This is a genomic window from Prevotella sp. FD3004, assembly GCF_000746155.1.
GTDB lineage: Bacteria > Bacteroidota > Bacteroidia > Bacteroidales > Bacteroidaceae > Prevotella.
On record NZ_JQKR01000015.1, the window covers coordinates 1 to 26,091 of the forward strand.

24 protein-coding genes and 1 tRNA gene are annotated in these 26,091 nt (G+C 47.3%); 17 read left to right on the forward strand and 8 right to left on the reverse strand.

The features are described from left to right. Positions 1-195 precede the first annotated feature (195 nt). Complete coding sequence (locus T325_RS06385; protein WP_036911572.1) at positions 196-1,485, reverse strand: O-acetylhomoserine aminocarboxypropyltransferase/cysteine synthase family protein; 1,290 nt, start codon at positions 1,483-1,485, stop codon at positions 196-198. A 250-nt stretch (positions 1,486-1,735) separates the two neighbouring features. Between T325_RS06385 and T325_RS06390 the strand changes: the two genes are divergently transcribed. The 6 genes from T325_RS06390 to T325_RS06415 all read left to right on the forward strand — a co-directional run bounded on the left by T325_RS06390 (position 1,736) and on the right by T325_RS06415 (position 8,085). Beyond that, on the forward strand, positions 1,736-3,307 hold the full coding sequence (locus T325_RS06390; protein ID WP_036911574.1) for a carboxylesterase/lipase family protein: 1,572 nt from the start codon (positions 1,736-1,738) through the stop codon (positions 3,305-3,307). A 572-nt stretch (positions 3,308-3,879) separates the two neighbouring features. Next, on the forward strand, positions 3,880-4,344 hold the full coding sequence (locus T325_RS06395; protein WP_036911576.1) for an Lrp/AsnC family transcriptional regulator: 465 nt from the start codon (positions 3,880-3,882) through the stop codon (positions 4,342-4,344). A gap of 105 nt (positions 4,345-4,449) precedes the next feature. Beyond that, on the forward strand, positions 4,450-6,258 hold the full coding sequence (locus tag T325_RS06400; protein WP_036911713.1) for an AMP-dependent synthetase/ligase: 1,809 nt from the start codon (positions 4,450-4,452) through the stop codon (positions 6,256-6,258). Positions 6,259-6,261: 3 nt separating this feature from the next. Then, positions 6,262-7,386: a peptide chain release factor 2 gene (prfB, locus tag T325_RS06405; protein WP_036911578.1), complete on the forward strand. Its 1,125-nt coding sequence runs from the start codon at positions 6,262-6,264 to the stop codon at positions 7,384-7,386. A 40-nt stretch (positions 7,387-7,426) separates the two neighbouring features. Beyond that, entirely contained in the window at positions 7,427-7,585 is a 159-nt protein-coding gene (locus T325_RS12845) for a hypothetical protein (RefSeq protein ID WP_177172013.1), read from the forward strand. Further along, the gene (locus tag T325_RS06415; protein WP_036911580.1) at positions 7,585-8,085 is read left to right on the forward strand and encodes a CYTH domain-containing protein; all 501 of its coding nucleotides are present in this window, start codon (positions 7,585-7,587) and stop codon (positions 8,083-8,085) included. The genes T325_RS12845 and T325_RS06415 overlap by 1 nt, the downstream gene beginning before the upstream one ends. On the opposite strand, the gene T325_RS06420 is transcribed toward T325_RS06415, so the two are convergent. Then, the gene (locus tag T325_RS06420; protein ID WP_036911582.1) at positions 8,045-8,440 is read right to left on the reverse strand and encodes a VanZ family protein; all 396 of its coding nucleotides are present in this window, start codon (positions 8,438-8,440) and stop codon (positions 8,045-8,047) included. The genes T325_RS06415 and T325_RS06420 overlap by 41 nt on opposite strands. 73 nt (positions 8,441-8,513) lie before the next feature. Here T325_RS06420 and T325_RS06425 point away from each other — a divergent pair, with 73 nt between their 5' ends. The 7 genes from T325_RS06425 to T325_RS06455 all read left to right on the forward strand — a co-directional run bounded on the left by T325_RS06425 (position 8,514) and on the right by T325_RS06455 (position 15,853). Next, on the forward strand, positions 8,514-9,878 hold the full coding sequence (locus tag T325_RS06425; RefSeq protein ID WP_036911584.1) for a sodium-dependent transporter: 1,365 nt from the start codon (positions 8,514-8,516) through the stop codon (positions 9,876-9,878). Then, positions 9,879-11,231, forward strand: a complete 1,353-nt coding sequence (locus T325_RS06430; protein WP_036911586.1) for a sodium-dependent transporter — start codon at positions 9,879-9,881, stop codon at positions 11,229-11,231. Further along, positions 11,228-11,932, forward strand: a complete 705-nt coding sequence (locus T325_RS06435) for a ComEA family DNA-binding protein (protein WP_036911589.1) — start codon at positions 11,228-11,230, stop codon at positions 11,930-11,932. Before T325_RS06430 ends, T325_RS06435 begins: the two co-directional genes overlap by 4 nt. An 82-nt stretch (positions 11,933-12,014) precedes the next feature. After that, entirely contained in the window at positions 12,015-12,197 is a 183-nt protein-coding gene (tatA, locus tag T325_RS06440) for a twin-arginine translocase TatA/TatE family subunit (RefSeq protein ID WP_036911591.1), read from the forward strand. Continuing rightward, the gene (tatC, locus tag T325_RS06445; RefSeq protein ID WP_036911593.1) at positions 12,190-12,933 is read left to right on the forward strand and encodes a twin-arginine translocase subunit TatC; all 744 of its coding nucleotides are present in this window, start codon (positions 12,190-12,192) and stop codon (positions 12,931-12,933) included. The genes tatA and tatC overlap by 8 nt, the downstream gene beginning before the upstream one ends. Before the next feature lie 19 nt (positions 12,934-12,952). Then, positions 12,953-14,425 carry a 4Fe-4S binding protein gene (locus T325_RS06450; RefSeq protein WP_036911595.1) on the forward strand — a complete coding sequence of 491 codons (1,473 nt, stop codon included), beginning with the start codon at positions 12,953-12,955 and terminating at the stop codon, positions 14,423-14,425. Between the two features lie 18 nt (positions 14,426-14,443). Beyond that, entirely contained in the window at positions 14,444-15,853 is a 1,410-nt protein-coding gene (locus tag T325_RS06455; RefSeq protein ID WP_036911597.1) for an aldo/keto reductase, read from the forward strand. 305 nt (positions 15,854-16,158) lie between these two features. Here T325_RS06455 and T325_RS06460 read toward each other — a convergent pair whose 3' ends face one another. Beyond that, positions 16,159-16,419: a TIGR04076 family protein gene (locus T325_RS06460; protein WP_036911599.1), complete on the reverse strand. Its 261-nt coding sequence runs from the start codon at positions 16,417-16,419 to the stop codon at positions 16,159-16,161. Positions 16,420-16,563: 144 nt separating this feature from the next. Continuing rightward, positions 16,564-17,823, reverse strand: a complete 1,260-nt coding sequence (locus tag T325_RS06465; RefSeq protein ID WP_036911601.1) for an alpha/beta hydrolase — start codon at positions 17,821-17,823, stop codon at positions 16,564-16,566. A 340-nt stretch (positions 17,824-18,163) separates the two neighbouring features. Between T325_RS06465 and T325_RS06470 the strand changes: the two genes are divergently transcribed. Next, positions 18,164-18,763, forward strand: a complete 600-nt coding sequence (locus tag T325_RS06470; RefSeq protein ID WP_036911603.1) for a hypothetical protein — start codon at positions 18,164-18,166, stop codon at positions 18,761-18,763. A gap of 24 nt (positions 18,764-18,787) precedes the next feature. Here the strand turns inward: T325_RS06470 and T325_RS06475 are convergent. From T325_RS06475 to murF, 4 genes are all read right to left on the reverse strand, one after another. Further along, positions 18,788-18,863: transfer RNA gene (locus tag T325_RS06475), tRNA-Pro, on the reverse strand. A gap of 92 nt (positions 18,864-18,955) precedes the next feature. After that, a complete protein-coding gene (locus T325_RS06480) occupies positions 18,956-21,007 on the reverse strand; it encodes a hypothetical protein (protein WP_036911609.1) in 2,052 nt (683 codons plus the stop codon). After that, positions 20,985-21,899 (reverse strand): hypothetical protein, encoded by a 915-nt coding sequence (locus T325_RS06485; RefSeq protein ID WP_036911611.1) that lies wholly within the window; start codon positions 21,897-21,899, stop codon positions 20,985-20,987. Before T325_RS06485 ends, T325_RS06480 begins: the two co-directional genes overlap by 23 nt. Before the next feature lie 2 nt (positions 21,900-21,901). Then, positions 21,902-23,242 carry a UDP-N-acetylmuramoyl-tripeptide--D-alanyl-D-alanine ligase gene (gene murF, locus T325_RS06490; RefSeq protein ID WP_036911612.1) on the reverse strand — a complete coding sequence of 447 codons (1,341 nt, stop codon included), beginning with the start codon at positions 23,240-23,242 and terminating at the stop codon, positions 21,902-21,904. 119 nt (positions 23,243-23,361) lie between these two features. Here murF and folP point away from each other — a divergent pair, with 119 nt between their 5' ends. From folP to pta, 3 genes are all read left to right on the forward strand, one after another. Continuing rightward, positions 23,362-24,153 (forward strand): dihydropteroate synthase, encoded by a 792-nt coding sequence (folP, locus tag T325_RS06495; RefSeq protein WP_036911613.1) that lies wholly within the window; start codon positions 23,362-23,364, stop codon positions 24,151-24,153. A gap of 9 nt (positions 24,154-24,162) precedes the next feature. Beyond that, a complete protein-coding gene (cdaA, locus tag T325_RS06500) occupies positions 24,163-24,942 on the forward strand; it encodes a diadenylate cyclase CdaA (RefSeq protein WP_036911614.1) in 780 nt (259 codons plus the stop codon). Positions 24,943-25,068: 126 nt separating this feature from the next. Next, the gene (pta, locus tag T325_RS06505; protein WP_036911615.1) at positions 25,069-26,079 is read left to right on the forward strand and encodes a phosphate acetyltransferase; all 1,011 of its coding nucleotides are present in this window, start codon (positions 25,069-25,071) and stop codon (positions 26,077-26,079) included. Positions 26,080-26,091: the final 12 nt, after the last annotated feature.

The window sequence follows — 26,091 nt, forward strand, 5'->3', positions numbered from 1 at the left end:
GCCGTTATGTTCGAGCACGCTGGTAAGTACCTGTGGGAGGTTCTCAAGTACATGGGTATCCCCGTTGAGGAGATCGACTACAACTTCCCCAAGGGTGATTACTACCCAACAGAGAATCCATTCGCTTAATGCTTTGGAAACTATAAAAGAAAAGGCGCGGCCATTGGGCTGCGCCTTTATCTTTCCTTTAAATATTTAAATCTGGTCTAGAGCCTGTGACAGGTCGGCAATGATATCGTCAATATGTTCCGTTCCTATGCTGAGGCGAACCGTTGACGGAGTAATGTGCTGCTCTGCCAGTTCCTCAGGCGAGAGCTGAGAGTGTGTGGTGGTGTAGGGATGAATCACCAGGCTTTTCACGTCGGCCACGTTTGCCAGTAGTGAGAAGATCTGGAGCGCATCGATAAACTTCCAGGCCTCTTCCTGTCCGCCCTTGATCTCGAAGGTGAAGATGCTGGCGCCGCCATTGGGGAAGTACTTTTGGTAGAGTGCGTGATCGTGGTGACTCTCCAGGGCAGGGTGGTTTACTTTGGCCACTTTCGGGTGCTTGGCAAGGAAGTCGACCACCTTCAGGGCGTTCTCAACATGACGCTCTACACGCAGGCTCAGTGTCTCTACACCCTGCAACAGGATGAAGGCGTTGAATGGTGAGATGGCTGCGCCAGTATCACGCAGAATGACGGCACGGATACGAGTAACATAAGCGGCGGCACCAACTGCATCGGCGAATACGATGCCATGATAAGATGGGTCGGGTTTTGCCAATGTCGGGAACTTGTCGGGGTTGGCTTTCCAGTTGAACTTGCCACCGTCTACGATGACACCGCCGAGCGAGCTTCCGTGTCCTCCGAGGAACTTGGTGGCTGAGTGCACCACGATATCAGCGCCGTGCTCAAGGGGCCTAATTAAATAAGGTGTACCGAATGTGTTGTCAACGATGAAGGGGATGCCGTGCTTGTGGGCTACGGCAGCCACACCTTCAAGGTCGAGTACATCAGAATTCGGATTACCGAAGGTCTCAGCATATACAACCTTCGTGTTGGGTTTGATGGCTGCTTCCAGAGCTGCAAGGTCGTTCACGTTGATGATGGTGTTTGTGATGCCTTGAGTTGCTAAGGTGTGGGTAATCAAGTTATAAGAGCCGCCATAAAGATTGTCGGCTGCCACGATGTGGTCACCAGCCTGTACGATGTTTTGCAGGGCATAAGTGATGGCAGCTGCGCCGCTGGCTACAGCCAGTCCTGCTACACCACCCTCGAGGGCTGCCACACGATCCTCGAATACACCCTGAGTAGAGTTTGTCAGTCGTCCATAGATGTTGCCGGCGTCGCGCAGTCCGAAGCGGTCGGCTGCATGCTGTGAGTTATGGAATACATAGCTTGTTGTCTGATAGATGGGCACGGCGCGGGCATCGGTAGCGGGGTCGGCCTGTTCCTGACCTACATGAAGTTGCAATGTCTCAAAACGATAATTCTTTGTACTCATAATCTTTTCCTTTCTTTTAATTATTATTATTGATTTCTGGGTGCAAAGGTACGGCGTTTGGAATGAATAACCAAATTTCTTCTAAAATTCAGAATATATAGCTTTTTATTGGAATACGGTGGAGTATTATTCCGAAGATAGGGTCATAAGGGTGCCTTAACAGAATATTTCTCCAAAAAGGCCGCTATTATGACAGGAAATGCTTACCTTTGTCAGCGATTACAATAACTAATAATACATTATATATAATATGAGAAGACTTCTAACAATCGTTCTGAGCGTCTGCGCTCTTATGTTGACGGTTCATGTGCAAGGGCAGCCGCTCTTGAAAACCCATGTAGAGACAGGTGACGTTGAGGGTGTGCTTGACGGAACGCTGGCTGTGTACAAGGCTATTCCTTATGCAGCTCCCCCTGTTGGCAACCTCCGTTGGCGCGCTCCACAGCCTGCCAAGGCCTGGGAGGGTGTGCTGAAAGCCGATAAGTTCGGTCCTTGGCCTCCTCAGCCTACACGTCCTGGACGTACGGCAGATATGATGAGCGAGGACTGCCTGTATCTGGGCATTGCCACTCCGGCTACTTCTGTCGACGACCGTCTGCCTGTGATGGTGTGGATTCACGGTGGCGGATTCCAGACGGAACATTATGGTGGCGACCTTTGGAAGCATCTCGCCCTGCGTGGCGTAGTCATTGTGAGCATCGAGTATCGTACGGGAGCCTTAGGCTTCATGGCGCATCCTGAGCTGACCAAGGAATCGAAAGACGGCCATTCGGGTAACTATGGCCTGCTCGATCAGATTTTTGCCCTTCAGTGGGTGCAGCGTAACATTGCCAACTTCGGTGGCGATCCCTCGAAGGTCACCATTTTCGGCGAGAGTGCCGGTGCCATCAGCTGTAGCATGCTGTGTGCTTCTCCGCTGGCTAAGGGTCTCTTCCGTGCAGCCATCAGTCAGAGCGGAGGTTCGTTTGCCCCTTGGAGCGATAAACCGCGCGCCTTGGGCCTGGATGCCTCACAGAAAGGGGCAGAACAGCAGGGACTGGCATTCCAGAAGCATCTTGGGAAGAAGTCGCTGAAGGAGTTGCGCAAGATGGATGCTATGTCGCTCTGCGACGGCAACGTAGGCTTCTCGGGCTTCTGGCCTTGTGTGGACGGCTACGTGATCTGTGACGACCAGTATCGCCTCTATGAGCGTGGTGAGTATAACGATGTGCCAGTCATCGTGATGACCAACTCCGACGAGGGCGCTCTCTTTGCTCCTGGCAATATGACGGCAGAGAACTATCAGAAGTCTATTAAAGGCATCTTCGGTTCGTGGGCCGACGAGGCGCTGAAGTTCTACCCTGGCACTACCGACGATGAGGCTTGGCACGGCTTTGGCGACGCCTTCCGCGATATGGGCTTCGCATGGCCCTCATATGCTTGGGTAAGTCTGCAGAGCAAGACGGGCAAGAGTCCTGCCTATGCTGCCTTCCTCGCACAGCCCTCAGAGCGTAGCTTCTCTGGCGATCCCCGTCGTGTGGGCGTGGCTCATGCTGATGATATCATGTATCTGAATGGCGAGTTCCTCACCCAGCCCGACAAGTATCCCGCTGAGGCTGCTGTGGCTGAGATTATCCAGCAATACTGGGTGAACTTTGCCAAGACCTGTAATCCCAATGGCAAGGGCCTGCCTTACTGGCCTGCGTTCGACGAGTCGAAACCCACCACGATGCAGTTCTCAAACGGTGCCTCGCTCATCATGCGCCCCAATCGTGAACAGATTGATTTCATCGACCGCTACTATAAAGCTAAGCGCGAGGAGACGGAAGGTCAGCGCAGATAGTTAAAGCGTATAAAAGAAAGAATATTACAAATCGGCTCTCAAAACTCACGTCTTTGTCAGCAAGCCGCCCTTTGGCCGCAAATACGCGAGTTTTGAGCCGTTTTTGTAAGTTGTTGAGAACGTGAGCGTTATAGAAAAGCTCCATTTCCACCCCTCGTTCAGACGTCATCTTTCGGAACAAAACAACTTGTTTTGTTCCCGAAGAGACTATCTCCATCCCTTGTGGAGACTACTTGAGCGCGCATAAAACAACTTGTTTTACACAAAAAGGGGTAGACTTTACGCCGAGTAAACCCTAAGTTTACTACCGACAAACCCCAAGTTTCATTACGATAAACCCATAGTTAGTCGTAATGAAACTCTAAAAGCGCTTTCCGCTGCTCTAGATTGAGCTGGTGGAGAGGTGTTTTTTTAGGCATGTTTTCTTTACAATGCGAAAGTCGGTGGAATGTTGGTAATGGGCGTTTTATATCCTTAATGCCAGCATGAGGAGATTTTTTTTCTGTTGTTCTTGCATATTTCGCAAGAAAGTCCTAACTTTGCAGCATGTAAACAGAAATAATGACTAAGTTATGGCAGACGTATTAGATGAAACCGACTTGCAGATACTGAAGACGCTGCAAAGGAATGCAAAACTGACGACCAAGGAACTGGCCGACACCGTGCATCTGACACCAACCCCCGTGTTTGAGCGCCAGAAGCGGTTGGAGCGCCAAGGGTATATCAAGAAGTATGTGGCCATTCTCGACCCAGAGAAACTAGACCAGGGGCTGCTCGTGTTCTGCAAAGTGAAACTGCAGCAGATTAACCACGACATGGCTAATGCCTTCACCCGCAGAATCATGCGCCTCCCAGAGGTGACGGAGTGCTATAACACCTCGGGTTCGTACGACTATCTGTTGAAGGTAAGGGCTCGCGACATGAAGCAGTATCAGGAGTTTGTGCTTAACAAGTTGGGTGACGTGGGTAACATCAGCGCCATCGAGAGCACTTTCGTGATGAGTGAAGTGAAGCAGAACTACGGCATCAATATCTGACGCCAGCACGTCATCGTTTTCGTGGAATAAGGCATCTTTTCCACAATATAATTTGGCTATCTAAGCTATTTTACGTAATTTTGCACCGAATTAGAGAAGATGATTATGCAGACAAGAAGTCATTTATCACGATTGATTCACGATCAGGCCATGAAGTATGGCAACCGTGAGGCGCTGATCTATAAGGATTTTGGCGGCACACAATGGAAGTCGATGTCGTGGAATCAGTTCTCAGCCACGGTCAAGCAAGTGTCTAATGCCATGCTCAACCTGGGCGTCAAGGTGCAGGAGAACATTGGTGTGTTCTCGCAGAACTCTGTGCAGTACCTGTTCTGCGACTTCGGTGCATGGGGCATCAGGGCTGTCACTATACCTTTCTATGCCACAAGCTCTGAACAGCAGATACAGTTCATGGTCAGCGATGCCAAGATCCGTTTCCTCTTCGTGGGTGAGCAGGAGCAGTATGACAAGGCCCTTCGTGTGGCAACGATGTGCCAGACGCTGGAGCGTATCATCGTGTTCGACAGAACCGTCAGGATATCGGAGCACGACGTGAACGCCGTTTACTTCGATGACTTCCTGAAGCTGGGCGAGAACAATCCCCGTCAGTCGGAGGTAGAGCAGTTGCAGGCCTCGGCTTCGATGGATGATATTGCCAACATCCTTTATACCAGTGGAACCACCGGTGACTCTAAGGGCGTTATCCTGACCTGTGGTCAGTATCATGCCGCTATGATTGCTAATGACAAATGCGTGCCGGTAGGAGAGGAAGACCGTGTGCTGAACTTCCTGCCATTTACCCATATCTTCGAGAAGGGCTGGAAAATCCTGTGTCTGACGGAAGGTGCCACGCTGATAGTGAATACCTATCCGCAGGAGGTGCAGCAGTCGATGAAGGAGACACATCCCACCTGTATGTCGAGCGTTCCCCGTTTCTGGGAGAAGGTGTATATGGGTGTGCAGGAGCAGATCGAGAAGGCCAACCCTGCTAAGCGCAAGTTGTTCCGCCATGCCGAGAAGGTAGGTAAGAGACATAATATCGACTATATCTCAAAGGGTAAGCGCCCGCCTTTGGCGCTTCATCTGGAGTATGAGATGCTCAATAAGACGGTGTTCTCTCTGGTTCGCAAGGAGCTGGGACTTGAGAACGCCCACTTCTTCCCCACGGCAGGCGCCACGGTGAATCCCAAAGTCGAGGAGTTCGTACATGCCATCGGTATCAATATGATTGTGGGCTACGGCTTGACAGAGAGTCTGGCTACCGTTAGCTGTAATCATCTTGGCGAGCCGTATACCGTAGGTGGAGTAGGAATCCCCATCGAGGGCATCGACATCAAAATCAGTGATGAGGGTGAAGTGCTCTTGAAGGGCCCCACCATTACTCGTGGCTATTATAACCGCGACGACCTGACAAAGGCTGCCTTTACAGACGACGGATACTTCAAGACAGGCGACTCTGGCTATCTGAAAGGAGGCGAACTGTTCCTGAAGGAACGTATCAAGGACCTTTATAAGACGTCAAACGGTAAGTATATTGCGCCTCAGATGATTGAGTCGAAACTGCTTGTTGATAAGTATATCGACCAGATCGCTATCATCGCCGACCAGCGGAAGTTCGTGTCGGCTCTGATTATCCCAGTCTATCCGTTGCTGGAGGAGTATGCTCGTGAGCATCGTATCGCTTTTGAGAACCGTGAGCAGTTGTGTGCCAATCCCCAGATTTACGAGATGATGAAGGAACGCATAGACACTTTACAGCAGCAGCTGGCTCATTACGAGCAGGTGAAGCGTTTCACTTTGCTGCCTCATCACTTCTCAATGGAGAGGGGCGAACTCACGAATACACTGAAGATTAAGCGCCGAGTGCTGAACGTAAATTATGCGAAGGAAATCGACGCTATGTATGCTGAATAGAATATGATTACACAAGACCAACTGAAAGATGTATTAGAACGTGCAGATGCACTGCACCGTTATCTTGAGATAGATAAGAAGAAGATAGAGTACGAGGAGGAAGATCTTCGTACGCAGGCTCCTGACTTCTGGGAAGACCGTCAGCGAGCAGAAGAACAGATGAAGAAAGTGAAGGGTATCAAGAAGTGGCTTGATGGCTATAAAGAGGTTCGCACCTTTGCCGACGAGCTGCAGTTGGCCTTCGACTTCTATAAAGACGAGATGGTGACTGAGGAGGAGGTGGATGAGAACTACGCCAAAGCCATTAAGGCCATTGAGGAACTTGAATTGAAGAACATGCTCCGTCAGAAAGAAGACCCTATGGACGCAGTGCTGAAGATTAATTCTGGTGCTGGTGGTACCGAGGCTCAGGACTGGGCTTCGATGCTGATGCGTATGTATATGCGCTGGGCTGAGGCTCATGGCTATAAGGTGTCGATCTCGAACATCCTTGATGGCGATGATGCCGGCATCAAGAGTGTCACTATGCAGATAGAGGGTGGCGATTATGCCTACGGCTATCTTAAGAGCGAGAATGGTGTGCATCGTTTGGTGCGTGTCAGTCCGTTTAATGCTCAGGGCAAGCGTATGACGTCGTTCGCTTCTGTCTTTGTATCTCCCCTGGTCGACGATACCATCGAGGTCTATGTCGATCCTGCCAAGCTTTCATGGGATACGTTCCGTAGCTCTGGCGCTGGTGGTCAGAATGTTAATAAGGTGGAGTCGGGTGTCCGTTTGCGCTATTGGTATACCGACCCTGATACTGGTGAAGAAGAGGAAATCCTGATTGAGAATACTGAAACCCGCGACCAGCCGAAGAATAAGGAGCGCGCTCTGACTTTGCTTCGCTCACAGCTCTACGACCGCGCCATGCAGAAACGCCTGGAAGCTCAAGCGAAGATTGAGGCAGGTAAGAAGAAGATCGAGTGGGGTAGTCAGATTCGAAGCTACGTGTTCGATGACCGTCGTGTCAAAGACCACCGCACCAACTATCAGACAACAGATGTTGATGGCGTGATGGATGGTAAGATTGATGATTTCATCAAGGCTTATCTGATGGAGTTCCCCGTCAATGATGATGAACAATAGAAAACAAACAACAAGAATAACAATAAAAACATTTTGAATTATGGCACAGATTGCAAAAGCATCAAAGAGCACCCAGAAAAAGGTGGCTTATCAGAAGAAGCAGGAACAAGGCGGTAAGAAAGTACTCGAATGGATTTTCGGTGTATTGGTAGTTCTCGCCGTTCTGTTTGTCGTCTACTCTATCTTCATCGTATCTTAATGAGCGGACTGGAGATAGAACGAAAGTTTCTGGTTCGTAACGATGATTACAAGCGACAGGCTTTCAGTAGCAGTCGCATCTGTCAAGGTTATATCTGTAGTGGTCACGGTCGTACCGTTAGGGTGCGTATCCGTGACAACCGCGGATATCTGACTATTAAGGGACCTTCGAATGCCGATGGACTGAGTCGCTATGAGTTCGAGAAGGAGATAACCCTCGAGGAGGCAACCCAGTTGATGAAACTCTGCGAACCCGGCAGCATCGATAAGACCCGCTATCTCGTAAAAAGTGGCTCGCATACTTTCGAGGTTGATGAGTTCTATGGCGAGAATGAGGGACTGGTGATGGCTGAGGTAGAACTGCAGTCAGAAGATGAACCCTTCGAAAAGCCAGACTTCATTGGTCGTGAGGTGACTGGCGACCGCCGTTACTATAACGCACACCTGTTGAAGAACCCTTTCACCGCTTGGGGGAAAGGCGAAGAATCAGCAGACCGATAAGCGCGGCAATAGTTACCCCAGTGGCGTTGGCGGCAAAGTCAAGCCAGTCGCCGCTGCGGTGTCCGCCCGTGCAATATTCCTGTAATAGTTCTATGATGCCACTCATGATGATAGGCATCAGCCATGCCCAGAAGAATAGTTTCTCATAATCAGGCTTATTGTGCTTGACAGTATACTCTATCCATAAAATGGTGAAGGTCCCGCCGTACATGACGAAGTGTACCCATTTATCAATGAACCTAACGTTATCGAGTGGTGTCTCCGGGAAAAACGGAACGAGCGAAAGAATCCAGATTGCCAGAATAAACACATCCGAAAAGGGGTATCTCTTTACTAAATGAAACAAAAAACTCATATTTACTTGCGATTTAGGTGCAAAATTAAGAAATAATTTATACTTTTGCAAACGAAAGATGAGAAAAGTTAATATGTCAAAGTTAGAAAGGGCCAGTTTCGGTAGCAAACTTGGCGTTATTCTGGCAACTGCAGGTTCGGCTGTGGGGTTAGGGAATATTTGGCGCTTCCCCTATATGACAGGTCAGAATGGCGGTGCTGTGTTTATCATTATATATATCTTCTGTATTTTGCTCCTTGGCATCCCTTGCATGATTAGTGAGTTTATCATCGGTCGTCACGGGCAGGCAAACACGGCTAGGGCGTTCCGCAAGATGTCAGGAGGTTCCATATGGTCGGTTATCGGCTATATGGGCGTTTTAACGGGATTCCTCATCTCCAGTTATTATGCAGTGGTTTCGGGCTGGTGCTTAGAGTATATATGGGCATCGCTGATGGGTAAGTTGCAGGGTGATCCTGAATATATCAGCAACTATTTTGTGACTTTTTCGCAAGACCCGGTAAAGCCAGTATTCTGGACGTTTCTTATTCTGTTTGCCACTTATATGATTATCGCCCATGGTGTGCGTGATGGTATTGAGCGGGCTTCAAAGCTCATGATGCCCACCTTATTTATACTATTATTGATTATCGTGGCTGCCTCATGCATGCTGCCTGATGCCCAGAAAGGTATCGAATTTCTGTTCAAGCCTGATATGTCAAAGGTAAATGGTGATGTGTTCTTAGCGGCTCTTGGCCAATCGTTCTATTCTCTGAGTATTGCTATGGGCTGTATCTGTACGTATGCCAGCTACTTCTCAAAGCAAACCAATCTGGCTGGTTCGGCTATACAGATAGGAATCATCGACTTCTTGGTAGCTCTGCTCGCGGGATTGGTTATCTTTCCTGCTGCGTTTTCTGTTGGCGTCAATCCAGACAGTGGCCCTTCGCTGATATTCATCACCCTGCCTAATGTGTTTCAGCAGGCTTTCGGTGGCATCTCCAGCCTTGGCTATATCATTGCCGTATTGTTCTATATCCTTCTGTCGATGGCAGCCCTAACTTCACTGATGTCGCTTCATGAAGTGAGCACGGCATTCCTTGAAGAGGAGATGGGAACTACTCGTAAGCGCGCAGCGCTGGCTGTGACGGTGTGCTGTATCCTCCTTGGAATATTCTGTTCATTGTCGTTAGGCTCGCTGAGTGGGTTCCGTTTGTTTGGCATGACGCTCTTCGATTTGTTTGATTTCGTCACAGGACAGTTGTTCTTGCCAATGGTGGGCTTCCTTACCTGCATATTCCTTGGTTGGTTTGTGCCCCATAAGATTGTTCGCGATGAGTTCACTAACATGGGAACGCTTGATAATGGCCGGCTGTTTCATCTCTATCTTTTCTTGGTGAAGTATGTATGTCCTATCTGCATTCTCTTTATCTTCCTACATCAATTCGGACTGCTGTAAATGACGAAGAGAGGTACATTTGGTAGTAGGCTTGCCATCGTTTTGGCAACTGCTGGTTCGGCGGTAGGGTTAGGCAACATCTGGCGATTCCCGTTTATGACGGGACAGAATGGCGGTGCTGCTTTTATTCTTGTTTATTTTGCCTGTGTGCTGCTTTTGGGTATCCCAGGCATGGTGAGTGAGTTCGTTGTAGGTCGTCATGCCCAGACCAATGCCGCACGTGCCTATGCTACTATGGGAGGTCGGCCATGGCGATTTGTTGGCTATCTGGGTATTCTTACCTCAACCATAATTCTGGGTTTCTATGCCGTGGTGGCGGGCTGGTGCCTTCAGTATTTGTATGCATCCATTGCTGGACAACTGGTTGGCGATCCTGCCTATGTGGTAGATTACTTTAAACAGTTCAGTGGCTCCCCTGTTAAACCATGTCTTTGGGCAGTAGCCTTTGTCTTGATTACCCATCTGGTGGTGGCTCAGGGGGTGGAGAAGGGGATTGAACGCGCTTCTAAGCTTCTCATGCCCTTGCTTCTGGTGCTTCTGCTCATTCTGGTGGTGGCCTCCTGCTTGTTGCCTGGTGCCTCTGCGGGTATTGAGTTCTTGTTGAAACCGGATTTCTCGAAGGTGAGCAGTGATGTGTTTCTGGAAGCTTTAGGGCAGGCATTCTTCTCATTAAGTCTTGGAACTGCCTGCCTTTGCACCTATGCTTCATACTTTAAGCGTGATACTAATCTGCTGCACTCGGCTACACAGATTGCTTTACTCGATTCTGGCATCGCTATCCTGGCTGGTCTCATGATTTTCCCTGCAGCTTTCTCTGTCGGTGTGCAACCTGATAGTGGTCCTTCGCTGATTTTTATTACCTTGCCTAATGTATTTCAGCAAGCCTTTGCTTCTATGCCTGTGGTTGGTTACGTCATTGCTATTCTGTTTTATGCCCTGTTGGTATTTGCTGCTCTGACGTCTACCATTTCCATGCATGAGATAGGTACGGCCTTCTTTCATGAAGAACTTCATCTGCCTCGTCGGCGAGCTGCTTGGGTGTTAACTGTAGTTTGTTCGCTGATTGCTGTATTCTGTTCACTGTCAGTGGGAGCTTATAGCCAGTTACGACTCTTCGGTATGTCACTACTTGACTTCTGCGATTTTCTGACCGCCCAGTTGATGCTGCCGTCTGGCGCTTTCCTCACGAGTATTATGCTAGGTTGGTTCGTAAATCGTAAGTTGGTGCAGGATGAGTTCACCAATGGCGGCGTGCTTAAGGAAACATTCTTCAGGGCGTGGTATTTCTCCATCCGATATGTCGTACCCGTTTGTATAGTCCTGATATTCCTCCATCAGTTTGGCGTGTTATGATTCGTGAGTTCTTCTATCTGCAGAAGTCTGATCGTAAAGTTATTCTTTCCGCGCTTTGCGTCATGCTGATTGCTTTTGGAATCATTATTTTCACGGGTAGGGCCGAGAAGGATACCAATACCTTTTCTTCCGCTGACACCATCAGAAAAGAAAAAGAACATCAGGCTTACAAACAACGGTATAAGCAGCATCCACAGATGGTTTATGTATGTACCAAGGTGGTTTATCGCGATACGGCTTTCCGTCGTGGGCATGCGCTGAGCAACCGAGAACATGACTCGCTAGTAGCCCGTTATCAGATAAAGATCAGCGAGGGCGAACATGTTATTTTAAATACAGCCGACACTGCCGCACTCAAGACTGTTCCTGGCATTGGGCCATATTTTGCCCGCAAGATTGTACAATACGGACAACGTCTGGGTGGTTATGTCAGTGTCGACCAACTCGATGAAATCGAGGATTTTCCTTTAGATGCCAAAGACTATCTGGTTGTCCAAAATGCTTCGCCGCATAAACTGAACATCAACCAGCTGAGCCTGAACGAACTCAAGCGCCACCCCTATATCAACTTCTATCAGGCACGAGCTATCACAGACTACCGTCGTCTGCATGGCCCCATTAAATCACTCTACGATTTGAAATTGTCGAAAGACTTTCCTCAGGAGGCCATCAACCGTCTGTTGCCCTATGTTGCGTACTGATTTGTTAATAAATCATAGCGAATGCTTGATTTACCGAGATTTCTTTGTATATTTGCAGAATAAACTAAAAAACTAAAGGAATATGTTTGGATTAGGTATGCAAGAGATTCTTATTATCGCTCTTATCTTTTTGTTATTCTTTGGTGGCAAGAAGATTCCCGAACTCATGAAAGGTCTTGGCAAAGGCGTGAAGAGTTTTAAAGAGGGCTTGAACGAGGTGACGGATCTTAAAGAGGATATAAAGGAAGAGAAGAAAGATGAGTAAGGAGGTGATGACCTTCTGGGATCATCTCGATGAGTTACGCTCGGTCATTATAAGGGTTCTCGTCGTAACGGTGATTGCTGCTGTGGTGGCATTTTGTCTGAAGGATGAGATGTTTGCCATTGTGTTGGCACCGCGATCGAGTGATTTCATTACCTATAGACTGATGGGCGTTGAGCCATTCAATGTCAGTCTGATGAATACGGGTTTGACGGAGCAGTTCTTGATTCACATGAAGACTGCGATGTATGCTGGAGTGCTCGTGGCTTCACCTTATATTATATATATGCTCTTCCGTTTTGTTTCGCCAGCGCTCTATGACAATGAAAGGCGTTATGCCACCTTGCTCTGTGGGAGTGGATATTTGATGTTCATGCTGGGAACAGCCATTAATTACTTCCTGATCTTCCCCCTGACTGTGAAGTTCCTGGGCACTTATCAGGTAAGTCCTGATGTGGTGAATATGCTGACCCTTCAGTCGTATATGGATACGTTGCTGATGATGAGTCTGGTGATGGGCATCGTCTTCGAGTTGCCAGTAGTCAGCTGGATATTGGGGCGGATGGGGTTGGTAAATGCCCAGATGATGCAATCGATGCGAAGACACGCCATTGTGGCGATTCTAGTTGTCGCAGCCATCATTACCCCAACTACCGATGCTTTCACGCTTCTTGTGGTAGCTCTGCCTATATGGTTGCTTTATGAACTCAGCATCGTGATTGTGAAGATTACTAAATAAACAAATGCTTTATAGACTTATGTTACGTAAAATCAGAACGATTCTTGCAGCGGTGTTCTTTGTGCTGATAACCCTGCTCTTCCTCGATTTCACGGGGACGCTTCATCATTGGCTCAGCTGGATGGCGAAGATCCAGTTTCTGCCAGCAGTGATGGCACTCAACCTCGTATTGGTCTTAACACTTATTGCCCTGACGCTTATCTTCGGGCGTATTTACTGTTCTATTATCTGTCCGTTGGGTGTGTTCCAGGATATCCTGGCGCGTTTCCATCGCAAGAAGAATAAGTATTCCTATTCCAAGGAAGTGCGTTGGTTGCGTTATCCCGTGCTGGTAGTATTTGTCATTGCTGGTGTAGCTGGTATAGGTTCTTTGTTCCAGCTGTTAGCACCTTATAGCAGCTATGGTCGTATCGCTACGATGATCTTCCAGCCCTTATGGAAGTTGGGTAATAACCTTCTGGCTATGGTGGCAGAACATTACGAGAGTTATGCTTTCTATAGCGTTGATACATGGATGCGCTCACTACCTGTACTGATCATTGCTGCTGTGACGCTGGTGGCTCTCTTTATTTTAGCTTGGCGAGGCGGACGTACTTATTGTAACACCATCTGCCCTGTAGGTACTATCCTGTCGTTTTTTGCCCGTTTCTCGTGGTTGAAGATTAGCTTCGATGAAGACAAGTGTAGAAACTGCTCACTCTGTTCCAAGAATTGTAAGGCTGCTTGTATCGACTACAAGACACACACTGTTGACTATAGCCGTTGCGTGGTCTGTGGAAATTGCATTGATAATTGTAAGTTTGGAGCACTGAAGTATAAAGCAGGGAAACCAGTGTCAAAGGAAAAATCCAATGATGCTGTCGATGCCTCGAAGCGTTCGTTTTTGCTAGCGTCAGTCTTGGTCTCTAGTGCTGCCCTTGCTCAGAAGAAAGAGAAACTTATGGATGGAGGATTGGCTGAAATCGAGGATAAAGTGGCTCCTAAGCGCCAGACGCCGCTTACACCTCCAGGCTCACTTTCTTTCGATAACTTGGCCAAACGTTGTACAGGTTGCCAACTCTGTATTTCCGAGTGTCCCAACCAGGTGCTTCGCCCGAGTAGTGACTTAATTCACCTCATGCAACCCACTATGTCGTACGAACATGGTTATTGCCGTCCAGAGTGTACCCGTTGCTCTGAGGTTTGCCCAGCTGGTGCCATCCAAAAGATCGACAAACCCGAGAAGACTTCTATTCAGATTGGTCATGCAGTGTGGATTAAGAAAAACTGTGTGGTGCTCACCGACGAGGTGGAGTGCGGCAACTGTGCCCGCCATTGTCCATCTGGTGCTATCGAGATGGTTCAGCTCGATCCTAATGATGACGAATCACCTATGGTGCCTGCTATCAACGAAGCAGCCTGCATAGGCTGTGGTGCTTGTGAGTATGTTTGTCCGTCGCGTCCGTTCTCGGCTATTTATGTCGAGGGACATGAGGTACATCGTAAGATTTAAAAAAGAAGGAAGTTATTTATGGAAAAGAAAAATATATCGCGCCGTTCGTTTCTGAAGATCTTTGGAGCAGGCAGTGTGACCGCAGTAGCTACCTTAGCTGGCTGTAAGGGTGGCAACAAAGCAGGCGTACAGGCCGCTGAGGAATATAAAAACCAGGTGGAGCCTCCCATTGGTAAGATGACATACCGTGAGAATCCCAAGACAAAAGAGAAGGTGTCGGTCTTGGGCTATGGCATGATGCGCCTTCCGACAAAGGTCAACAACAGTGATGAGTTCGATCAGGAGATGATCAACAAGCAGATAGACTATGCCATCGAGCATGGCATGAACTACTTCGACACCTCTCCTGTTTATTGTCAGGGTAAATCAGAGCGCTGTACGGGAATAGCTCTCCATCGTCATAAGCGCAGTGAGTATTTTGTGGCTACAAAACTATCCAACTTCAACCGCGACTACTGGGCTGCTGACAAGGCTAAGGAGATGTATCATAACTCGATGAAGGAGCTTCAGGTCGAGTATCTCGATTATTATCTGCTCCATGCTGTTGGAGGAAGCATGGAGGAGTTCAAGGGCCGCTATGTGGATAATGGTATGATGGATTATCTGCTAAAGGAACGCGAGGCAGGTCGTATCCGCAACCTCGGTTTTTCGTTTCATGGTAAGCAAGAGGTGTTCGACGAGGTCATCGCCTTACACGATAAGTATCATTGGGACTTTGTTCAGATAGAGCTTAACTACCTTGATTGGGATTATGCCAACGAAATCAGTAATAATAACGTTGATGCTAGCTACCTCTATGCCGAACTTTATAAGCGAGGCATTCCTGCTGTCATCATGGAACCCCTATTGGGTGGTCGTCTGGCTAATCTCCCGCAATATCTGGCTGCTGAGTTGAAGAGCCATGCTCCAGAGCGTAGTGTGGCCTCGTGGGCCTTTCGTTATGCAGGAACCCCTGAAGGGGTGCTTACTGTTCTTTCTGGTATGACTTATATGGAGCATCTCAAGGACAATCTCTTGAGCTATTGTCCACTTGTTCCATTATCTGATGATGAGATGCGCTACCTTGATAAGGAGATTGCCCAGAAGATTGTGGGTTTGGAAAACATCCCCTGCAATGATTGTAAGTACTGCATGCCTTGTCCTTATGGTATTGATATTCCTGCCATTTTTGTACATTATAATAAGTGCAAGAACGAAGGTTCGTTACCTATGGGCGTGGGTGATGCAGAATACCGCAAGCATCGCCGCCAATACCTCATCTCGCTCGATCGTGTGGTGCCCCGTAATCGCCAGCCCGACCATTGCATCGGATGCCATCAGTGTGAGCCCCATTGTCCGCAGAGCATCCGTATCACCCGTGAGTTGCATAAGATCAGCGATATGATTGAAAGCCTGAAGCGTGACCCGCTTGGCAAGGGAACCGTTTAATAGATTCAGAGAAAATGGATAAAGGCTATAGGAGCTATGAAAAGGGATGGCAAGATGCTTAATTATTTGTCACTCCGCCAGACCCTCTACAAATTATCTATGATTATAAAACTCAATGGATCTGGTATCAGGGAGGTCCTTATTCCTTTAGAGTTATAGCTGGGAAACCTCATAAAATAACTAAGACTTTGGTCATGGATGAGACCCCGTGGCAGGAGTCCGATGATTCCTGGAAAAGGGAGTAGAAAAAGATAAGACGAAGAATCTATCTTCGTCTTATCTTTTTAATTTACCTATTATAAAAACTAAGGGATGATTTCTATTTCAAACTTAACGGTCTCACCGCAATCCGTGCATTGGTATGGTCCTTTTCTTAGATAACCGCCTCTTCTGAAAGCGTAGACAAATGGGTAAATCGCATTCATTGCAACCATACAAACATTATCACTATGCTCTTTGTCGAGCATACTCCCTTCGAAACAGATAACATCACCAACTTTGTACTTGGGACAGCGACTTTCGATAACAGTCACCTTCACCTTGTTATCTTTATACTTTGTTTCCATATTTTCTCTTGATTTTACTATTAATCATTTTGTGCTGCAAAAGTAATCAAAGAATCTATAATAACAAAGGAATCCTCTGGTTTTTTACAAAAAGAGCTGCTATCCTTCGGCAAAGGTAGCAGCTCTTTTCTTTGTGTTATCTGCTTATTTGAAAAGCAACTGTGCAAACTGGTAGAGGCTGCGACGCCAGGTCTGCCACTCGTGGGCTGTCTCTGGCGAGATGTAGCTGTGTGCGTTGATGCCGATTGCCTTCAGATCCTCTGCCACCTTGCCTACGCTTGTCTCACCTTCTGCCATTCCCTTTTCCTTGCCGCCAGCACTCATGAAGAGCACTTTATTGGTTTTCTTGAAGTCAGGGATATCTGTCAGTTCGTCGGCACCGATGGTACCACCGCTGAAGATTCCTACATAAGCAAACGTGGTGGGGTTGTTGAGCGTGATGCCATGAGTCTGCATGCCACCCATCGACAGACCAGCCATAGCGCGATGATCAGCATCGGCTATCACACGGTAGTTCTTTTCTACTGTAGGGATGATGTCCTTAATCAGCACTTCCTCGAAGGCGCCACCCATGCGACGGGCCATCTTGGCGAAATCGGCCCCACCCATACGTGGACGCTGTCCTTGAGCATTTCCCTGTGGACGCTGCCCCTGAGGAGCACCCTGTGGGCGGGCTCCCTGTGGACGAGGACCGCCAAAGCCCATTGGCTGTTCTCCTGGCTTGCGTGCGTTCAGTCCGTTGTCCATAAAGATGATGAAAGGTACGGCCTTGCCAGCGGCAATCAGGTTGTCCATAATGATACCTGTCTTTCCTTGGGCACTCCAGCCAGTCTCGTTCTCACCCATACCATGCTGCAGATAGAGCACGGGGAATTTCTTCGTGGGATTGGTATAGTATTCTGCGGGCAGATATATGTAGCCGTGACGCATCTCCTGAGTTACTGATGAATAGTAATATACCTCGTTGACAGAGCCCTGAGGCACATTCTTTACTGTATAGAAATCCTCGTCGGCAGCAGGAACGTCGATACCGCTTCCCCAGCGGCTGGCACCATAGTAGTATAAACTGTTTGGATCGGGCACGTTTGCGCCATCGATGTTGAGCTGATAATAGTGAAAACCTTCGTCCTGAGGTTCTGAAGTACCAGTCCATACACCGTTCTCATCCTTGGTCATCTCATAGATTTTGCCAGCAATGTCGAGTCCTACGAATGTAGCCTGAGGTGCCTTAATCTGCGCACGGACCTGGCGCTTAGAGTTAATGGCCGGAAACTGCTTGTTCTCTTGATTGGTTGTGGCAGGCTTGAAGTCCTCGACCTCTGCTTTTACAGAAGGAACAATAGGATTCTGTGCTACTGCTGTGAGGCTTGTGAGAGCCATCAGCGAAATAAATAGCTTTTTCATAAATTAAAGTTTGGTTTTTAAATTTGATAATGAGTTAATTGTTACTTTTACACTTCTGCCTTATTTGACACACCAGAAACCTAAAAGTAAAATTGCTAGCTTTAATCTTATAAAAGATTAACAATTCAAGGAAAGCCTCACCACCTCACATCCCATGAGAAAATATCCAGACAGAGTGTGAGGTTAGTCTGCACGGAGCAAACCGAGACTTTCCTCGGAGTAAAGCGATAGTCGTAACGGAGGGGATTTAGGAACATTTAACGCATGGCGATGCAGGATTCCCCGCACTTTGTCGTTTCCATAGATAGAAGTATCAACTATTAAAAAAATAACAACAGAAATGAAAAGAATGAAACTCTGGGGAATTGTAATTATGATGTTTGCTGCCTTTACTCTCGTCTCATGCGATAAGGCCGACCCGTTTGAAGATACAGATTCAGGTAGGAATACTTTAGGATTCTTTTTGAACGGGAAAAAGGTAGAATACTTTTGGGCACCGCGAATACCACCTGCTGTATATGTCGAATCTGTGGGGGCAAGAGAATACACAGACACTCTCGAAATATGGGCATCTCTCGAGAAGAATGAAGAACTTGAAAAGTCAGAGCATATCGCCATTTGCCTGCCTCTTGAACAAGTAAGACAGGGTGCCGTCTTAGACAACGTAGCAGACATAGAACTGCCCTATCTTGCAGGTTCGGAGCTAAAAGAAGACTCTGTGACGTCACTCTACTATGGACTTCTCGATATCAGTAGTTCACGTGTTACAATCCGCACCTATAAGCAGGGAGAGTTGATTTCCGGAACTTTCTCATTCGAGGGCAACGCAGAGTTTATGGATGGTTCGACGAAACATTGCAGTATTACCAATGGACATTTCGATGTGAAAATAGAGAAATGGGGCGATTATAGATCATATATGGAAAAAGGAAGTGACTAATGAATCAGTCACTTCCTTTTGTTTTGGTCGGGATGAGGCGACTCGAACGCCCGACCCCTACGTCCCGAACGTAGTGCGCTACCAACTGCGCTACATCCCGATTCCTGAATATCTCAGGAGGTTTGCCTTTTAAACCGACTGCAAAGGTACGGCAAAAAAATGAAATACGTGCAGGAAAAGGGATATTTTTTATTATTTATGCTGTCGGTAGTACTTTCTGAACTGCAGAAATTCGTCACATCTGCTGACGTACGCAGGTTCCTCTGGGGTGTTTTCGACCAGATTGAAAAGCCCTTGGTAGGCCCGGAACTGAGGAGATTGACGATGGTATATGGTGACGAAGTCGGAAACTTCCGAGTTCCATGCATTCTCATACCACAATTTGGTGTTTGATGTAGCGGTATAAAGATCGCTGTAGCCCATGGCGAACAGTGCCTTCAGTTTCAGGTCCTTATCCCGGCTCATGGCTGCTTTCTGGAGGTATTCGACAGCTTTCTGCCCGAAGTCGACCTCATTGACACGTATAGTGTCATAACCACTCTTGGTGTCGCGAAGCAACCACCAGCAGTCTCCTTTGATGTTGGCCTGAGCATAGTATGTGGCGAGGTTATAATAACGTTGCTCGAGAGCCTTGCCTTTCAGCAGATTAAGCGAACTTTCCATCATCTGCATCTCCTTACAGAAATCGAGTTTGCGGTGCTTCTCCCACTTGAGATTTCGCTCATAAATCTTGCTCTGTTTTACCCATTGGCGGGTTATCCAAGGTTCTATTGTCCATTTTCGAACAACAGAATAATAGAGATACTCTTTGCTGTGTTTCTCGTTGTAGTAAGAAATTGGTATCTCCTTTAGCCACTGGATAGCCTTATCCCATTGGGCTAAACGCATATATTTCGTTCCAATGAGTTCGATGAGCGTAGAGTCGTTGGCTTTGATGTGACTTTTCAGATATTTATCGAAGGAAGTTTTGCCTGGGGTGTTGCTATAAATAAGGTATTTTTCGAGACGGTCAACACGCATAGTGTCGATGTAGTTGGGGTATTGGCTGTTGTAAGTGACAGACATCAAAGCCAGCAGTTGTTCAGGCTTGTTCTGATAGTGTGGGATGATAACCTGATTGACCAGGCGGGTCTTTGCGCGATAGAAGAAATTGTCTTGAATCTCTTTAGCTCTGAGCCATTCAAGTTCTTCTGTCAGATAATTATCGAATTTATCGCTTGGCTTGGCCAGAGCTGCGGTAATGTATAATTTCAGCACGCGGGCGCTTTCCTTCATACGCTCAGAACCTTCCATCCCCATAGCTGCATTGATGTCCTTGAGGGCTTCCTGTTTTTTGCCAGAAAGATACTCAAGCCAGGCTTTAGCAGTTTTCCACATGATGGGGGCTTCGGTCTTGCCCTCGCGTACTACTAACTCACAGAACTGCTGCATCTGCCATGATTCCTGTTGGTTGATATCACGGATGAAGAGTTTACCACCGAAGGCACCCTCGTTCTTGGCATCGTTAGCTTCTTGGGCATTGTTGACAAAGTCTTGCAACAGGAAGGGTAATACCTTTGAATTAGGATTCTGCTTGTAATGCTGGCTGATGGCAAGGTAGGAGCGCTTCTTATAGAACAGTGTCATCAGACTCTCATAGTCGTCCATCTCTGCAAACATCTCTCCAGCCTCATCCTCACGTCCTGTTTTGTAGAGGGCACCCGCATAAATGTTCTTCATCATGTCTTTATAGACAGTCTCGATATACTTGCTGGCCGTTTGTTCCCAAAAGGTGATGTTGTCTTGGTGACGACCCATCATCATGTTGCAACGCATGTAAAGCAGAGCATGCTGGGAGCGCAGTCTGGTTTTCGTCTTGCTGAGGGCATAGACACGAATAGCATTCAGAAGGGTCTGCTGGGTGGTGATTTCATCTTTGGTGGGGTAGTTCCACTCATTCTGTTTGCGCTGTTCGATACTGACACAATTGAGATATTTGTTCAAGTTCTGCACGTAGCTCACCATCAGTGCATCGCCTTTCTGACGGGCGGCCTTGATGGCATCGTCAGCATTGAACCAGAAATATTCTTCTGTCGAGCCAAGGTAGGCTTTCCAGTTGTCGTTGCAGATGCGTTCTACACGATCTTTGAAGTTGTTGGACGTGTAGATGCTGAATAAATAGGGGTTTTCGGGATCTCCCCAGGCACAAGCGAAAGTGGGCAGTGTGAGAACTGCCAGTAGGTTAATGATGATAAATCTCTTCATAGGTTTTGGGCTTATATCTGTTAATGTTTTCTTTGTCTAAATGATAGGTGATAATGGCATTCTTGAGATCCTTACGCTCTTTTTCCAGTGCCTGTTTTACTTTCAGAATCTCGGCGGCTTCAACAGTATGCTCCACCCTGACCCCTTCGATGTTCCTGATCCATTGGTATACGGGATAGGCTGTAGCAAGGGGTAGGGGGTAATCGTCGAGCTTACTCAGATATGGAAATACATCGCGATAGTCAAGAACGGGGTTTTTGCCTTCTTCGAGTAAGCGACCATCAGTTGAGCGGCGCTCTTTCCACTTACGAGGGTCGCCTGTGTTATAAACCATCAACACGCCATAGTCGGCGGGCGGGATAGCCATCGAGAGTTGGTGAAGGCGGATGGTGGTGGAGAGTGTACCTCCCCAAGCTTGTTTCACCTCTTCGAGAAATTGATAGTAAATGTTTCGGCTTTTCGAGGTGTAGTCGCAGTCTATCTGTATCTCGCTAACGTGTCTGATGTCGTTGGTCTCGTTCATCTGCTGTATGCGCTTTACAATTTTTTTCGCCAGTCCCTGATATGGACGATGCATACAGTCTTCGGTGATGTATACGGTGGGAATGAGCTCGATATTTTCGGGAAGGGTGTCAGAGAACGAGATGGTAGCATTTGGCTTTGGTTCTGTTGCATCGTCATCGCTCATCACTACATCGAAATAGCGGCAATACACCTTGTTGATGTGATGTCGCTGAAGAAAGATTCTCTCGGTAGAATCGAGCTTCAGGTCTGTACGCCAGTAGTAGACGGCATTTACCTTCTCGAGTGTGAATGTCGAGTGCCGATCCTTACAACTGGTAAAAACCAGTAGACAAAGCAGTAATCCCAGCCAAGAGAAAGTGTTGTTCATGTCTAAAGCAGTTCGGGCAATTGGAAGAGTTTGGTACTATTGGAACCTTTGATGAGAATGTACTGGCCTTCTGGGCACTGGGCTTTGATGGCAGCCTTCACTTCTTCTACATCGTTGAACTTATGATAGTCGCACTTGATGTCTTTAAATTCCTCACCCACCAACCAGACGGTTTTGACGTCTGTGGTCTTTAGATAGTCAACAATGCGCTGGTGTTCTTCAGCAGACACTTCACCTAGTTCGCGCATGGCTCCGAGAATTGCCATCTTGTTGTCGGCTTGCATCAGCTTGAAGTTTTCCAATGCTGCCTGCATAGACGAGGGGTTTGCATTGTATGCATCCACAATCAGGTGGTTCTTCTCTGTGATGGTCATCTGGCTGCGGTTGTTTGAAGGTGTATACTCCTCAAGGGCTGCGCAGATTTTCTTTCGGTCAACTCCGAAATTGATGCCTACGGCGATGGCAGCAAGCAGATTGTCGATATTGTAAGAGCCGATAAGCTGTGTCTGTACCTTGTGCCATTTGGTGCTTCGGCCTTCTTCTTCAAGAACCATGAGCGGTTCGCGCCAGCGGAACTTCAAGAAGGGGTCGCACGATATAATCTCGCCACTGATGCATGAATACTGATTGTCAGGATCTGTAGAATAAGGCGAAAGCCAGAGTTCTTCGTCATCGCTGATTTGGTCTACCAAGTGCTCATTATCGGCATTAATGAAGATGAGACTGTCTTTTTGTTTGCGAAGGAAATCGTAGAGCTCACATTTTGTCTTGATTACACCCTCGAAAGAGCCGAAACCCTGTAAATGAGCTTTGCCTACATTTGTTATCAAACCGCAGGTCGGCTCTGCTGTTTCTGCCAGCGTCTTGATGTCACCGGGATGACTAGCTCCCATCTCGATGACAGCAATCTCATGCTCGTTGGAGAGGCGGAATAGGGTCTTGGGAACGCCTACGTCGTTGTTGAAGTTTCCTTGGGTATAGAGTACATTGTATTTCTGAGAAAGTACGGCAGCAATCAGCTCCTTGGTGGTTGTCTTGCCGTTGGTACCAGTAATGCCGATGACAGGGATGTTGAACTGACGGCGATGCTCGCGTGCCAAATCCTTGAAGGTCTGCAGGCAATCCTGAACCACAATGAATCGATTGTCGCTGGCAGGAACAACAGACGCATCGTCGACAATAGCATAGGCACACCCTTTCTCGATAGCTGACGCGGCAAACTTATTGCCATCAAACAACTCGCCTTTCAAGGCCAAGAAAATACTTCCTTGAGGACAGTCACGACTATCAGTCGTGATGCAAGGGTGTTGCTGGTATAACTTGTAGAGTTCCTTTATTTCCATAAACTTCGTGAATTTTGCTGCAAAGATAATGAAAAATCTTAATTCTTCACTCGGCATTGCCGCTTTTTCTTAAAAAAGAGTTCTTAATTCTCAATTATTTTGTATCTTTGTGGGCGAATATGGAATATACACTGAATGTACAAGGGCGGCTGATAGATCTTTCGCAGCCACAGGTGATGGGTATCCTGAATGTGACACCCGACTCTTTTTATGCAGGAAGCAGAATGCAGACAGAACAGGATATTGCGGCTCGGGCTAGTCAGATTATAGCTGAAGGTGGAAGTATGATTGACGTTGGAGCTTATTCTACTCGACCTGGTGGAACAGAGGTCTCGGAAGCAGAAGAAATGGAACGTCTGCGCTTTGGACTGAATATTGTTCGCCGTGAACTTCCCCATTCGGTTGTTTCTGTAGATACCTTCCGCCCAGATGTGGCTCGCATGGCTGTTGAAGAGTTCGGGGTGGATATCATTAACGATGTGAGTGAGGGTAATCAAGAGATGTTCAGAATGGTGTCTCGACTTCGTGTACCTTATATATTAATGTCTGTTCAGGCTACGCTCCGTGAGGTTCAGCTCTCATTTGCAAAGAAAGTGCAGCAGTTGCGTGACCTTGGTGTGAAGGATATTATTCTTGATCCGGGCTTTGGCTTTGGTAAGACTTTAGAGCAGAACTATCAACTGATGAATGAGTTGGATAAACTGCTTGTAATGGATCTGCCCCTATTGGTAGGTATATCGCGTAAGTCAATGATTTATAAGTTGTTGGGCTTTACACCCAATGAGGCACTTAATGGGACAATAGTGTTGAATACCATCTCTTTGATGAAAGGCACTTCAATCCTCCGTGTTCACGATGTGAAAGAGGCCATGGAGTGTGTGAAAATGGTGCAAATGTTAAATGGTAAATAGTAAGACGGAATGTTCTTTGATTTTGGCATAAAGGATATAATCGACATCTTTTTGGTCGCGACGATGCTTTACTACATCTTCAGACTGATGCGTGAATCGCGCTCGATGAATGTGTTTATTGGTATCATGGTGATTATTGTCGTGTGGATTTTTGTGTCGCAAATCATAGAGATGCGCTTATTGGGTTCCATTATGGATAGATTGGTGTCAGTAGGTGTCATCGTGCTGATTGTGATATTTCAGGAAGATATCCGTAAATTCCTTTATAACCTGGGTGCACACCAGCGGGTGAGAGCTTTGAAGAGGTTCTTCTTTAAAGGTGATAACCAGCGCGAAGCTACGATGGAAATGATGACGCGCATCATCCCTATTGTCATGGCGGCCCAGAATATGAGTCGAGGTAAAGTGGGAGCTTTGATTGTTATAGAACGACATGTCCGTCTTGACGATATTATATCAACCGGTTCGCTGATTGATGCCAATGTAAACCAGCAACTCATTGAGAATGTGTTCTTTAAGAATGCACCATTACATGATGGTGCTATGGTAATATCGAAGAAACGTATCAAGGCCGCAGGTTGTATTCTGCCAGTGAGTCATGATTTGAATATTCCAAAGGAATTGGGGCTTCGCCATCGTGCTGCTTTGGGTATTTCTCAAGAGAGCGACGCTATTGCCATTATTGTCTCAGAGGAGACGGGTGGCATCTCTGTTGCCATGGGTGGTGAGTTTCGTTTGCGTTTGTCTGCCGAAGAGTTGGAGAGTATCCTGACGAAAGAATTGGCGTGACCGTAAAGGTTTTCATTCATTTTTCTGAAAAATAATCCTAATCTTGCGTCGTTTTGGATTATTTTTAGTACTTTTGCAATCTCAATGTGGCAAAGTGGTAAAAAAGAACGTTTAATATAACAAATTATGGATCTATTAAGTCAAATTGTAGCGCGTGCTAAAAGCAATAAGCAGCGCATCGTGCTCCCTGAGGCAGAAGAGGAGCGTACACTCTGTGCAGCCGATAAGGCTTTGGCTGACGAACTCGCAGAGATTATTCTGATTGGTAACCCTGCTAAGGTTGAGGCTCTGGCTAAGGAAAAGGGTCTTACCAACATTGGTAAAGCTACTCTCATTGATCCCGAAAATTACGAGGGAAGTGATGGACTGGCAGAGAAACTGGCTGAGATTCGCAAGTCGAAGGGCATGACAATCGAAGAGGCACGTAAGTTGATTAAGAATCCTCTGTATCTTGGTTGCATGATTATCAAAACAGAGGGTGCTGATGGTCAGATTTCTGGTGCTCTCTCAACAACTGGTGATACTCTGCGCCCTGCTCTCCAGATTATCAAATGCGCTCCTGGCATTACATGTGTGAGCGGCGGATTGCTGCTGATTTCTAAGCAGAAACAGTATGGTGAGGATGGCGTTCTTGTGGTTGGTGACGTTGCTGTTACCCCGATGCCTGATGCTGTTCAACTCTCACAGATTGCTGTATGCACCGCTCAGACTGCTAAGGCTGTGGCAGGTTTCGCTGAGCCCCGCGTGGCTATGCTGAGTTTTTCCACAAAGGGAAGTGCTAAGCATGAAGTATGCGACAAGGTGATCGAGGCAACTCGTCTAGCTAAGGAGATGGATCCTACACTGAAAATCGATGGTGAGTTGCAGGCTGATGCTGCGCTCGTTCCTTCAGTTGGTGCCAAAAAGGCTCCTGGTTCAGATATCGCAGGTAAGGCAAATGTACTTGTGTTCCCGAACCTTGAAGTCGGTAATATCGGCTATAAGATGGTTCAGCGTCTGGGTGATGCTATCGCTATCGGTCCAGTTCTTCAGGGTATTGCGCGTCCAGTAAACGACCTCTCTCGTGGTTGCTCTGTTGACGATATCTATTATATGATTGCTATCACAGCTTGTCAGGCAATGGACGCTAAGAAGTGAATGGTGAAAAGC